Origin of the sequence: Paractinoplanes tereljensis (genome assembly GCF_016862435.1) — a bacterium.
Lineage (GTDB): Bacteria > Actinomycetota > Actinomycetes > Mycobacteriales > Micromonosporaceae > Actinoplanes > Actinoplanes tereljensis.
In genome coordinates, this window is sequence record NZ_BOMY01000037.1 from 1 (window position 1) to 12,270 (window position 12,270).

Genomic DNA, 12,270 nt, shown 5'->3' on the forward strand with positions numbered 1-12,270 from the left:
CCTCCGCCGGGCTGGGCCTCAGCGGTGACACGCTGGGCGGACTCGGTCCGGCTTTTGGAGCGTCCGCTGGCGCTGGCTTCGGTGGTGATGCGCTGGCTGGGCTGGGGCCGGCCTTTGAGGCGGCCGCTGAGGAAGCGCTGCGGGATGATCCGGCGCTCGCGGCGCGGCTGTTCGCGGCTGCGGCTGGGGCCGGGCGGCCGGCGGTTGCGCGGCGTGCGCTGGCTACCGCGCTCACCGGTGACCTGGACCAAGCCGCTCGGCTCGCGGATCGGACGGTGGCCACCGGGTCGCCGGCCCAGCGGGCCGAGGCTGCCTATGTCGCTGCCGTCGCCATGGCCCACGGTGGCCAGCTCGATCGGGCCGCCGACCTGCTGCGCTGGGCTGGGGCCGGACCTGGGGCCGGGTTTCGCGCCGCGGCTCTGGCGGCCACTGGCGCAGGTGCAGGCGCAAGCACCGGCACCGGCACCGGCACCGGCACCGGCACGGGTAACGGCAACGGCGCGGGCACGGGCAACGGCGCGGGCAAGGGCAACGGCGCGGTCGGTGAGGCTGAGTCTGCGACGGACGACGGGCCGCCGACTCTGCTGCACGCCACCGCCAACCTGATGGCGCGTGGGGTGCGGGAGTCGGTCACCGGGGCTCCGGCGGCGGCGCTGTCCACGCTGGTTCAGGCTTCGTCGTTGCTGGAGCCGGTGGGTACCGGAGTGCTGCTGCCGGACAGTCCGGCGGCGCTGGCTGCGCTCGTCGGGCTGCACAGCGCCGACCTGGACATCGCCGAGGCCACCCTGGAGCGTGCCGTGCGCGCGGGGCTGGGCGGGCCGTTGCTCGCGCCGCGCCATCGGCTGTTGCAGGCCTGGAGCCGGATGCTGCGCGGACAGCTTGCCTCGGCTGGGCGGCTGGTCACCGAGGCGGCGGCGCGGGGTGGGCGCGATCGGTTGTTCGCCGCGGCGTTGCGGGTGGGTCTGGCTCGGCGGGACAGCGACCTGGTTGATCTGCGGGCCATCTGGCCGGATGCCTGTCAGGTTTTGATCGGTCAGCCGGTCGACCTGTTCATGCTGCTTCCGCTCGGGGAGATGGCCGTTGCCGCGGCCCGGCTGGGCGAGCGGCACCGGGTCGCCGCCCACCTGGCCGATGCTGATCGGCTGCTCGAGCGGCTGGGGGACGTGCCGCTGTGGAGTGCGCCGCTGCACTGGAGCAGGCTGCACGCGGCGATTTTTGCCGAGGAGACGGCCGAGGCGGAGCGGCATGCTGCCGCGCTCGATCGGGCGCGCGCGTCGGGGCCTTATCCGGCGGCGCTGGCGGCGGCCGCGCAGGGCTGGCTCGCGATTCTTACCGACCGGATCGATGCCGATCAGGTCGAGGCGGCCGCTCGTGGTCTGGCCGCCCTTGGCCTGGGCTGGGACGGTGCTCGGCTGGCGGGGCAGGCGGCGATCCGGACCACCGACCGCAAGGCGATGACGGTGCTGCTCGACTGTGCCCGTAGTCTGCAGGGCCGGCCCGGCTCCGCCGAGTCCAAGGAGTCCGCGGAGCAACTGCTCAGCGACCGCGAACGGGAAGTGGCCGCTCTGGTGCTTGCAGGCATGACCTACAAACAGGTCGCCGATCGGCTGTTCCTCTCGGCCAAGACCGTCGAGCACCACATTGCTCGCATTCGTCAGCGGCTGGGCTGTACCGACCGGCGGGAGATGCTCGCCCGCCTGCGTGAGTTGCTGGCGGACGGTCCGACAGCGGTGGATGGAGCGGTGGCATGAGCCGGTGGCTGCGGTGGCGGGTCGAACCTCGCCTGGGCCTCGGGCTCGTCCTGCTCGTGCTGCTGTGGCTGGCCGCCGCCGGGCCGGCCGTGGGTGCCGCCGCTGACCAGCTCCGGCAGCGCAGCACCGTCGACCAGCTCGGGCATGCGGTGGACAGCGTCGTGGTCGAGTTGCAGGCCGAGCGCCGGCTGTCTGCCGCGTTCCGGCCCGGCGTCGGCACCGCGCAGCTCGCCGACCAGCGGGCCCGGACCGACCGGGCCCGAACCGCCCTGGACGCGAAGCGCACCGGCTGGCGGAGCGGCCTGGTCACGGCCGACGCGGCCCGCGAGGCCGACGAGTTCCGCCGCCGCCTCGACGGCCTCGGCGCGCTCCGCACCAGGGTGGACACCGGCAGCTCCGGCCGCGCCGAACCGAACACGAGCGGTAGCGGGACCTCCGGGGCGAACACCGGCGGTAGCGGGACCTCCGGGGCGAACACCGGCGGCAACGGGAACTCCGGGGCCAACACCGGCGGCAACGGGAACTCCGGGGCCGACACCGGCGGCAACGGAAGCTCTGGGGCGAGCACCAGCGGGAACGGGAGTTCCGCCGGAAACACCGGCAATGCCGGGCAGCCCGAGGTGGACACCGCCGGAGCGGGGCGGGCCGAGGTCGTCGCCGACTACAGCGGGGTCATCGCGGCCGGGCTCGGTGCGCCCTGGCTGCCGGCCGGGGACACGCTGGCCGCGCTCGGCCGGGCCCGGGAGGCCCTCGCCGAGGAGGACGCGCTGCTGACCGGCGCCCTGACGACGACCGCCGGTATCACCGACGCCGACCGGCTGCGGATCGGCACGCTGATCGGCATCCGCGAGGCCCGACTGGCCGACGCCGGTGCAGGCACCGGCGCGGGCGCAAGCACGGGCACGGCCGCAAGCACGGGCACGGGCGCGAGCACGGGCACAGGCACAGGGTCGGATGCCGGCACGGGCGGCGACGCCGGGACGGGCCTCGACCCGGCGCTGTTTCGGCAGCTGGAGACGGTGGAGCAGCGGCTTCTGACGGGCGGGCGGGCGGCGGTTACCGGGGCGGCTTGGAACGCTGCGGCGGAGCCTGCCATCGCGGGGCTGCGGGCGGCGGAGACTGCGGCTGACCAGCGGATGACGGCGGCTACGCCGGGTGCGGTGGCCGCCATCCTCTACGCCGGACTCGTCGCGGGGGTTGGGCTGGTTGCGGTGATCGGCGTGTTTCTGCTGGCCCGCCGGGGTGGGCCGCAGCGGCGTTCGGTGGCGGCCGCGCCGGATGCCCGGCCGGACTCCGGTCAGGCCCGGCAGGAGCTGCTGCTGGAGCTGCATCGGCGCAGCCAGCGGCTGGTGCACCGGCAGCTGCGGCTGCTCGACGCGATGGAGCGGCGGCAGTCCGACGACGACACGCTTGGCGATCTGTTCCGGGCCGACAACCTGGCTACCCGGATGCGGCGCAACGTGGAGAAGGCGATCACGCTGGCCGGTGGGACGCCGGGGCGGCGGTGGCGGCGTCCGATGCCGCTGGTTGAGATCGCGCGGGGGGCGGCGGCCGAGGTGGCCGACTACACCCGGGTCTCGACCGGGCAGGTGGAACCGGCCGCGCTGGCCGGGAACGCGGTCACCGACGTCACGCATCTGCTGGCCGAGCTGATCGACAATGCCACCACCTACTCCTCGCCGGAGACTCGGGTGCGGGTGGGTGGGGTCCGGAATCTGGACGGCGGGTACACGTTCCTCGTCACCGATGTGGGGCCGGGGATGAGTGATCTCGACCTGGCCACCGCCGAGGAGGTGATGGCCGACCCGGAGCCGCCGGCCGACGGGCTCTGGTGGGGCTTTCACGCGGTTGGCCGGTTCGCGGCCCGGCACGACATCACCGTCAAGCTCGAGCCGGGGACGGCCGGTGGGCTGGCCGCCACCGTGAGTCTGCCCCGGGAGCTGGTCACCGACCTCGGGCAGGACGGGCCGGGACCGGACGCGCCGCCGCTCAACCGGGTCGAAAGAATGCGGGCACGTTTCGGCGAGATGAGCGATGCGAGCACGGCGACCGTAGATCTACCCGTGGTGGGCAGTCGACAGACGGAGGCAATGTGAACCAGAGTTTCGTCGCCGCGACGGGGATCGGTCCGCTCCTGAACGAGCTGGCCGCGGCGCTTCCGGGCACCGAAGGGGTGGTCCTGCTGTCCACCGACGGGCTGGAGCTGGCGATGTCGGCCGGCACCAATCCGGTGTCGGCCACCAACCTCTCGGCGGTCGCGGCGGGGCTTCATGCTGTCGCGGAGGCGGCCGACCGCAACAACGGCGGTCACCGGGTGGACCAGACCCTGGTGGAGACCGACTTCCGGATGCTGGTCGTGCTTCCGGTGGCGGCGGGAGCGCTGCTCGCGGTGCTGTTCGACGCGGTCAACGACCTGATCGGCACGCAGGAGAAGATCGCCTGGTACGCCGACCGGCTCAGCCTGCGGCTGGCCTCCGTCGACCTGGTGCAGACGCCATGACGGCTACCACCGAGGACGTCTGGTACGACGCCGAGGCCGGGCCGCTGGTCCGCCTCTACGCGATCACCGGCGGGCGCACCGAGACGGCGCACGGCGACTTCACGCTCAACGCGATCGTGCGGCGGGTCTCGGACGACCAGCCGCCCGGCGACCTGTCGCACGAGCAGCGGACGATCGTGCGGCTCACCGAGAAACCGGTGTCGGTGTCGGAGATCGCGGCCCGGCTCGGCCTTCCGCTGGGCACGGTCCGGGTGATCCTGAGCGACCTGCGCGACGCCGGCCTGGTGGCCGTTCCGCGCGGCCGGGACGCCGCCGAGGCGCCCACCATGAACCAGCTCCAGCAACTGCTCAACGGTCTCAACGCCCTGTGAACCCGGAGGACCCACCGATGAGCCAGCCACACCGGTCCCCGATGGTGGTGCTGCTGGACTCGATGCTGGGCCTGGCCACGGCGCTGCAGACGGCGAACCTGCCGGGCTCCGGCGGCGGCCGCAACCGGGGCCGGGCCGTCGTCTTCTGGCTGGTCGGCGGGGTGCTGGCGGCGGCGGCCGGCACCGCGCTGCTGGTGGGGGCCGTGTTGCGTACCCCGGATGGGCTGGCCGACCTGCCGCCGGGCGGCGGCATCGCCGCGCTCGGACCCACCGCCTCGGCCGCCGCGACGTCGGCGAGCGCCCGGCCTTCGTCGGCCGCGCCGAGCAGTAGCAGCGCCAGCGCGACGCCGACAAAGCCGACCGTGTCGCCCACAACCGGAAAGCCCAGCTCGGCGGCGGCGTCCAGCCCGGCCGCCGGGGAGGCCAAGCTGTCCGCCGTCTACACGGCCGCCGACGGGCTGCTCGGCTATCGCGCTCAGGTGACCGTCTCGAGCGCCGGCCCGGGCACGGCCGGCGACTGGCGGCTGACCATCACCATGCCGCGCCAGACCCTGCAGCTGGCTGCGGTCAGCGGGGCCACCGTCGCACAGTCGGGGACGGTGTGGACGTTCACGCCGACCGCCGAGACCGAGCAGATCGCGGCCGGGGCGTCCGTGACCGTGGTCTTCGACGTACGCGGGGCGACTCTGGTGGACGGCAAGCCCACCGCCTGCCGGGTCAACGAGGAGGCCTGCACCGCGGCGGAGTGATAGTTCGACCATCTTTAATGTCTCGTTTCCAGAAGTTACCGTCCGGTAACTGCGGCCGCCACCGGCTCGCAGGCCGAGTCGACGGAGACTGGACATGCCCGTACGCTCCCGAATTTGCTCTGCTCTGTTGGTTGTTGCCGTTTCGATCGCCGGGGTCGGCTTCGGCGCCGGGCCGGCGGCGGCCGCCGTCACCTCGCGTGGCGTCACGATTCCGGACTTCTACACGCCGCCGGCCGCGCTGCCGGCGGCCAACGGCTCGCTGGTCCGCGCCGAACCGCTGGCGCTGGCGCTCTCGCTGCCGGGCATCAATTCCTCGCTGCCGGGCAGTGCCACCCGGGTGATGTACAAGTCGACGGACTCGAACGGGAATCCGGTCGCCGTCACCGGCGCCTACCTCGAGCCGGCGGCGGACTGGAATGGGCCGGGCTCGCGGCCGCTGGTCGTGCTCGCGCCGGGCACGATGGGGCAGGGCGATCAGTGCTCGACCTCGCTGGCGCTGCAGTATCCGCTGATCCTGGGCGTGAACAGCGGTCAGACGACGGTGTCGATCGGGTACGAGATCCTGGCCATGTACCAGCTTCTCGCCAAGGGCGTCGCGGTCATCCAGACCGACTATCCGGGGCTCGGGACGACGGATCGGCTGCACCCGTACGTCAATCGGGTCGACGAGGGGCACGCCGTGCTGGACGCCGCGCGGGCGGCCAAGGCGCTCCCGAACACCTCGATCACCGCGCAGTCCCTGGTGGGCCTGTACGGGTACAGCCAGGGCGGCGGCGCGGTCGCCTCGGCGGCGGAGCTTCAGTCGACCTATGCGCCCGACGTGGCGTTGACGGCCACCTATGCCGGCGCCCCGCCCGCCGACCTGATCAAGGTCACCGAGGCGATCGACGGGACCGAGCTGGTCGGCGCGCTGGGCTGGTCGGTCAACGGGTTCCTGCAGACCGATCCGAGCCTGCGAGCCGTGGCCGAAAAGTACCTCAGCGACGCCGGCAAGGCCGCCCTGGCCGACCTGTCCACCATGTGCGTCGGGGACGCGCTCTTCGGGTACGCCTTCAAGCGCAGCACGTCCTGGACGACCACCGGCAAGTCGCTGGCCGACGTCATCGAGGCGGAACCAAGCCTGCGCAGCTTCATCGACCAGCAGTTCATCGGTTCCCGGAAGCCGACTGGCGTCGTCCGGGTGGCCACCGGGGTCGCCGACAACCTGGTGCCGCACGGCCAGGCCCGCACGATGGCAGCCGACTGGTGCCGCCTCGGCGGCAAGGTGGTCTATGCCCCGATCCTGCTGCCGGACGTGTTCGACCCGCTGCTGAACCACTTCGGACCGCTGCTGGCCGACCAGGGAACGGCCGTGTCGTGGTTGACCGACCGACTGGCCGGCCGATCGGCGACCAGCAATTGCGGGATCCTGCCGATCCTGCCCTAAACCGGCGTATCGGAAAGATGAGCGGCAATATAAAAATGGCCGAATGGTCGGTCCTTAAGTCTGACCTTTACGGTTCTTCGCAGGTGGCGGCGCTTAGCCGCCGCCTGCGGGGATGACGAAGACAGAAATTGACAGCGGTTCTCCTGGCTATTGGAGATCTTTTCCGATGGGATTCATCAAACAACTCCAGGAGGAGCGCACTCCATGAGAAGACGCCTCACCGTCGGGGCCGTTGTTACCGCAACGGGCCTGGCGTTCCTGACCACGGTGCCGACCACCGCCACGGCGGCACCCGCTACCCCGGTCGACTACACCGTCGTCTCCGCCGACGGCGTTTCCGCGACGGATGCGGCGGCAGCCATCAAGGCCGCCGGTGGCACCGTCGTCAGCAGCAACGATTCCGTCGGGGTCTACCGAGTCACCTCGGCCGACGCCCGGTTCGAGAGCAAGGCCGCCGCTTCCGGCAAGCTGATCGGGGCGAGCGTCCGCAAGGCCGTCGGGTACGCGCCGAACAAGGTCGAACGGGTCGAGACCGGCCTGGCCAAGCACACCGGCGGTACGGGCCAGCACGGTCCGGCCAAGATGGACCCGCTCGACGACAAGCTGTGGGGCCTGTCGATGATCCGGGCCGACAAGTCCCGCCGGATCGAGGCCGGCGACCGTGGTGTCACGGTCGGCATCCTCGACACCGGTCTGGACGCGTCCAACCCCGACATCGCCCCGAACTACAGCGCCCGGCTGTCGCGGAACTTCGCGCCGGACCTGGTCGACGTCGACGGGGCGTGCGAGGTGGCGAGCTGCCTCGACCCGACCGGCACCGACGACAACGGGCACGGCACGCACACCGCCGGCACCATCGCCGCCGCCGCCAACGGCGTCGGGCTGTCCGGCATCGCGCCCAACGTCACGCTGGTCGAGCTCAAGGGCGGCCAGGACTCGGGGTACTTCTTCCTCGACCCGGTGGTCAACGCCCTGACATTCGCGGGTGACAACGGCCTCGACGTGGTCAACATGTCGTTCTACGTCGACCCGTGGCTCTACAACTGCACCGCCAACGCCGCCGACAGCGCCGCCGACCAGGCCGGTCAGCGCGCGATCATCGCGGGCATGCGGAGGGCCCTCGAGTACGCCCACCGCAAGGGCGTGACCCTGTTCGGTGCACTCGGTAACAACCACGAAGATCTGGGCGCCCCGCGTACGGACCTGTCCAGCCCCGACTACGGCGCTGACCCGTACAGCCGGCCGATCGACAACAGCTCCTGCTGGGATCTGCCGGTCGAGGGCCCGCACGTCATCGGGGTCGCCTCGCTCGGCCCGTCCGGCAAGAAGTCGGACTTCTCGAACTACGGCACCGAGCAGATCTCGGTGGCGGCGCCGGGCGGTTGGTACCGGGACGGCTTCGGCACCCCGACCTTCCAGACCGTCGGCAACGAGATCCTGTCCACCTACCCGGTCAAGGTTCTGAAGGAGGACGGCCTGGTCGACGCGGACGGCAACATCACCGCGGCCGGCACCGGCTCGGTCTTCAAGGACTGCACCAAGGCCGGCGTCTGCGGCTACTACACGTACCTGCAGGGCACCTCGATGGCCTCGCCGCACGCGGCGGGCGTGGGTGCGCTGATCGTGAGCCGGTACGGCCACCGCGACTTCCGCACCGGTGGCAAGACGCTCTCCCCGGACCTGGTCGAGCGTCAGCTCTACCGTTCCGCGGCCGAGCACGCCTGCCCGGAACCCCGCCTGCAGTCGTACGTGCAGGAGGGCCGTTCCACGGAGTTCAACGCCAACTGTGTCGGTGGCAAGAACTTCAACGGTTTCTACGGATACGGCATCGTCGACGCCTACGCGGCGGTCGGCGGCCGCTGACGAACCCGGTCGGCCCGCGCACGGAACCGTGTGCGGGCCGTCCAGGCCGTCGCGGCCAGGGCGGTCGCGGTCAGGGTCAGCAGCATCGGGGTGGGGTGCTCGCCCACGCTGTCGGCGGCACTGGCCAGCGGGTTCGCCAGGCCGAGCCGGGCGGCCAGCCAGCCGGTCGCGGCCAGGCCGGTCACGGTGGCGGCGGTCAGCCGGAACGGCCGGCCGATCGGCAGCCGGGCCAGCACGATCAGGGCCGGCAGGGCCAGCGCGACCAGGAGCACCTGGACCAGCTCGATGCCGAGGTTGAAGCCGAGCAGACTCAGCGCGAGGCGGCCGGTGGACAGCTGCATCTCGGCCAGGGTGAACGAGAACGCCATCCCGTGCCCGAGGCCGAACACCCCGGCGACCAGGGCTTCCCGGCCGGGGAACAGCGGGCGGACCGCGTGGATCGCGCCGACCAGGATGCTGGCCGCGATGAATGCCTCGACCGGCCAGGCCGGGAATCGCAGGTGGGTCAGCGCACTCACCGCCAGGGCGACCGAATGACCGACCGTGAAGGCCAGGGTTGTCCGGCCGATCCGGGTGACGGCGGTGCGGGCACCCACGGTTGAGCGCCAACGGCCACGGGCGGCCAGCAGGGGCGCGGGCAGCAGCAGGATCAGCAGGAAGAGCAGATGGTCGGTGCCGGCCAGGATGTGGTTGCCGCCCAGCCTGACCATCGCCACGAAGCCGGACCAGGTGCTGCCGCCGCGCAGGTTCACGGTCAGGGCGGGGACGGTCATCGTGCGGGTGTCGATCTCGATGGTGCCGACCTGGACGGCATCCGCGTCGACCTGACCGGCCGCCCAGTCCTGCCGGACCGAGACCAGCACGGTGTGCGTGACGACCTGGTGGACCACCACGTCGTACCGGAAGAGGAAGTGCCGTAGGTCGCCGCCGGGCGGCGGCGTCAAGGTCGCCGAAGCAAGAAGTTCCTGGTACGGGCCGGTCGAGCTCTGCTCGGTCGCGGTCACCGACAGGTCGCCTACGCTCACCGTCCAAGCCTCGCCGGTGGTCGTGACCGGACGGATGTGGGCGGTCAGGTAGCTGCGCAGCGCGTCCTGCTGCGACACGTCGATTCCGCTGGCCGTGGCCAGGTCGCCGAGCGGGATCTCGAGCTGGGCGGTCACCGACGTCTCGTGCACGTCGAGCAGGACCACCGAGTGCGGCATCGGGTGGGCCGAGGCCGGCGACGCCCCGAACAGCAGGAGCGTCGCCGACATCATGGCCACCGCTAGAAGCGATGGAAGACGCATCAGAAGGAGAACTCTCCGCCGTAGTCGCGGGTGTGGTCGCGGTAGACGGTGTGGAAGTGGATCTGGTTGTTGTAGACCACGCCGTTCTGGCAGACGAACTCGATCCACACGCCGGGACCGTCGATCCGGACGTAGTCACCCTGGGTGTCCAGAGCGGTGGTGCCGGAGTAGCCGATGAAGGTCTTGTCCAACTGCGACTCGTAGGTCTTCAGCAGCTGCTGGGCGGTGGCGTCGTCGGCGATCGACACCCACGGCCGGATCGCGTCGAGGACCAGCTTCTTCTGCTTCGGCGACAGCGCCTTGACCGAGACGCCCTCCTTGGTGGCCGGGAACTGGCCGTCCTTGTCCGGGCCGAGCAGCACGTCACTGAACGACTCGGTCAGCTTGGCCGAGGTGAGCTGCTTGGTGCTGAGGCTGGCGACCAGGGCCGAGATGGCGTCCTTCTGCTTGGCCAGGGCCTGGACGGTGTTGCCGTCGTCGTCGATGAAGCTGGTCGGCTCGACCCCGATGAAGAATGGCGTGGTCCCGGCGACCTTGCCCTTCTTGTAGGTCAGGTTGACGGCCAGGTGGTGGCCGCCGAAGTGCAGCTGCCAGGTGCCGGTCGCCGACGGGGTGCCGAGGAACGCCAGCAGATAGAGGCCGCTGCCGTAGCCACCACCGCCTCCGCCGCCCGCGCCGGGGTCGCCCGACGGCGGCGTGCCGGCCGGAGCCGACGCGCTGGGGTCGGCCGCCGGGGCGGAGGCGTCCGAGGAGGGCGGGGCGCCGCCACCACCGGTGCTGCCCTGGGCGGCGAGGTTGTCGTCGGCGGCCAGGATGTCGCTGATCTGGTCGAAGCCGCTGCCGGTGCCCGTTCCGGTCGCCGCGGTGAGAACCGCCTTCGCCGCGGTCAGCTGGTCGTCGGTGAGGGTACTCAGCTGAATGCCGACCCGGCAGCTCGAGCCGCACGGCAGGTTCGACCAGGCGGTGGCGTTGTCCGAAGTGAAGTCGAGCAGCACCGAAGCCTTCTGGTCGTCGGTGAGCGTGTCGAGGAACGCGTTGGCCGCGTTTACCAGGCCGGCAACTCCCTTAGCACCGCGGGTCGGATCCTTGACCGCCGCGGCCTTGGGCTTGTTGCCGCCAGCGTTACCGCCAACGGTGGCGGCATTGGCCGTGGCGATCCCCGCGCCGAGCAGAATGACGGCTGTCGCCGCCAGCGCGACTCCACGCCATCTGCGCGGCGCCACCTTAACGCTATTCACGAATTTGCTCCCTTGTTGATGAGGATGGAAACCGCCCGGCCGGTTGTCAGGAGAATCTCAGCAACCTCATCAAGGGAAGGCAAGAAATTATTGATAATAATGTCTATGAATATTCCATCAGGACCCTGTGCAACCACTCCCACCTGCAATAACTAGCGCAATAGCGGGCCGCGACTCCGTTGTAGATTCAAAGGAGATAGACAGGCGATTCATATCGCAAAACTAATTCGCAGGCTTATGCCCAGACCGCACTTAAACGTGCGGCCTCGGCGGCGGCTTGGGCTCGGCCGGCTTCAGCAGCCGGCCTGCGCCGCGCCGGATCCAGCACGTTCCGGCCGATCGCCGCCCGCGCGCCCGCGTCGGGCGACACCACCGCACCACGCACCTCCGGCCCTAGGGCCGCGAGCTGTGCGCCTGGGCGCCCGGATGGCCGGGCCGACTGCGTCACCGGGGCGAGCACCACCACCTGCCGGTTACCGGCGGCCAGGTCGGCGTTGGCCACCGACCGGACCCCGCCGTCGACGTAGCGAGCTCCGCCGATGGTCACCGGCGGCCAGGTCAGCGGCACCGCGCAGCTGGCCGCGACGGCGTCGATCAGCGAAACACCACTGGCCGCGTCGAAAACGCGTACCGCTCCGGTCTCGGCCTCGACCGCCGGGATCAGCAACCGGGTCGCCGGCCATTCGCGGTCGCCGATCCGGCGCGCGATCACCGCCCGCCGATCGGCCTCCGGCATCGTTCGGGCGCGCAGCGCCTGGCGGCCCAGCCAGGCGCGGCCCCGCGCCGGATCGCCCGGCCAAAGGCCGGCAACCACGAACTTCACCAGGCCACCCACGGTCATCCCGGCGGCGACCTCGCTGCCGGGCCCGGCGAGCTGAGCTTCGAACAAACCCTCGAGGGGTACGCCGGACAGCACTTGCGCCGCCACCGCCGAGCCGGCCGAGGTGCCCACGAACAGCCCCGCCTCGGTCAGGTCGACGCCGAGCTCGGCCAAGCCGTACAACAGCCCGATCTCCCAGGCGATCCCGGTCACGCCGCCCCCGCCGAGCACGAGGGCCTTGCCGTCAGCACCCATGCCTGGCATCT

Annotated in this window: 10 protein-coding genes; 7 read left to right on the forward strand and 3 right to left on the reverse strand. The window is 71.4% G+C overall.

Annotated elements, in window-relative coordinates; all coding sequences use genetic code 11:
* The 7 genes from Ate02nite_RS28070 to Ate02nite_RS28100 all read left to right on the forward strand — a co-directional run.
* Nucleotides 1–1,751 (forward strand): helix-turn-helix transcriptional regulator (locus Ate02nite_RS28070; protein ID WP_203810828.1); only part of this gene is annotated, 1,751 nt, incomplete at its 5' end.
* On the forward strand, nt 1,748–3,847 hold the full coding sequence (locus Ate02nite_RS28075) for a sensor histidine kinase (protein ID WP_203810829.1): 2,100 nt from the start codon (nt 1,748–1,750) through the stop codon (nt 3,845–3,847). The genes Ate02nite_RS28070 and Ate02nite_RS28075, both read left to right, overlap by 4 nt.
* Complete coding sequence (locus tag Ate02nite_RS28080) at nt 3,844–4,251, forward strand: roadblock/LC7 domain-containing protein (RefSeq protein ID WP_203810830.1); 408 nt, start codon at nt 3,844–3,846, stop codon at nt 4,249–4,251. The genes Ate02nite_RS28075 and Ate02nite_RS28080 overlap by 4 nt, the downstream gene beginning before the upstream one ends.
* Nucleotides 4,248–4,622 (forward strand): DUF742 domain-containing protein, encoded by a 375-nt coding sequence (locus tag Ate02nite_RS28085; RefSeq protein WP_203810831.1) that lies wholly within the window; start codon nt 4,248–4,250, stop codon nt 4,620–4,622. Before Ate02nite_RS28080 ends, Ate02nite_RS28085 begins: the two co-directional genes overlap by 4 nt.
* 17 nt (nt 4,623–4,639) lie before the next feature.
* Nucleotides 4,640–5,371, forward strand: coding sequence for a cellulose binding domain-containing protein (locus Ate02nite_RS28090; protein WP_203810832.1), 732 nt, complete (start codon nt 4,640–4,642; stop codon nt 5,369–5,371).
* A gap of 127 nt (nt 5,372–5,498) precedes the next feature.
* Nucleotides 5,499–6,797 carry a lipase family protein gene (locus Ate02nite_RS28095; protein ID WP_239147755.1) on the forward strand — a complete coding sequence of 433 codons (1,299 nt, stop codon included), beginning with the start codon at nt 5,499–5,501 and terminating at the stop codon, nt 6,795–6,797.
* Nucleotides 6,798–7,001: 204 nt separating this feature from the next.
* Nucleotides 7,002–8,660, forward strand: a complete 1,659-nt coding sequence (locus Ate02nite_RS28100) for a S8 family serine peptidase (RefSeq protein ID WP_203810834.1) — start codon at nt 7,002–7,004, stop codon at nt 8,658–8,660.
* Here the strand turns inward: Ate02nite_RS28100 and Ate02nite_RS28105 are convergent.
* From Ate02nite_RS28105 to Ate02nite_RS28115, 3 genes are all read right to left on the reverse strand, one after another.
* Nucleotides 8,636–9,946, reverse strand: a complete 1,311-nt coding sequence (locus Ate02nite_RS28105) for a HupE/UreJ family protein (protein ID WP_203810835.1) — start codon at nt 9,944–9,946, stop codon at nt 8,636–8,638. The two genes, Ate02nite_RS28100 and Ate02nite_RS28105, sit on opposite strands and share 25 nt — an antisense overlap.
* Nucleotides 9,946–11,184 (reverse strand): DUF3500 domain-containing protein, encoded by a 1,239-nt coding sequence (locus Ate02nite_RS28110; RefSeq protein ID WP_239147756.1) that lies wholly within the window; start codon nt 11,182–11,184, stop codon nt 9,946–9,948. The genes Ate02nite_RS28105 and Ate02nite_RS28110 overlap by 1 nt, the downstream gene beginning before the upstream one ends.
* Before the next feature lie 235 nt (nt 11,185–11,419).
* The gene (locus Ate02nite_RS28115; RefSeq protein ID WP_203810836.1) at nt 11,420–12,259 is read right to left on the reverse strand and encodes a patatin-like phospholipase family protein; all 840 of its coding nucleotides are present in this window, start codon (nt 12,257–12,259) and stop codon (nt 11,420–11,422) included.
* Nucleotides 12,260–12,270 lie beyond the last annotated feature (11 nt).

Bases quoted from the DNA above. Each gene is read 5' to 3' on its own strand.
- Ate02nite_RS28115 (WP_203810836.1), bottom strand. From the start codon at position 12,259: ATGGGTGCTGACGGCAAGGCCCTCGTGCTCGGCGGGGGCGGCGTGACC.
- Ate02nite_RS28105 (WP_203810835.1), bottom strand. From the start codon at position 9,946: ATGCGTCTTCCATCGCTTCTAGCGGTGGCCATGATGTCGGCGACGCTC.
- Ate02nite_RS28085 (WP_203810831.1), top strand. From the start codon at position 4,248: ATGACGGCTACCACCGAGGACGTCTGGTACGACGCCGAGGCCGGGCCG.
- Ate02nite_RS28090 (WP_203810832.1), top strand. From the start codon at position 4,640: ATGAGCCAGCCACACCGGTCCCCGATGGTGGTGCTGCTGGACTCGATG.
- Ate02nite_RS28100 (WP_203810834.1), top strand. From the start codon at position 7,002: ATGAGAAGACGCCTCACCGTCGGGGCCGTTGTTACCGCAACGGGCCTG.
- Ate02nite_RS28075 (WP_203810829.1), top strand. From the start codon at position 1,748: ATGAGCCGGTGGCTGCGGTGGCGGGTCGAACCTCGCCTGGGCCTCGGG.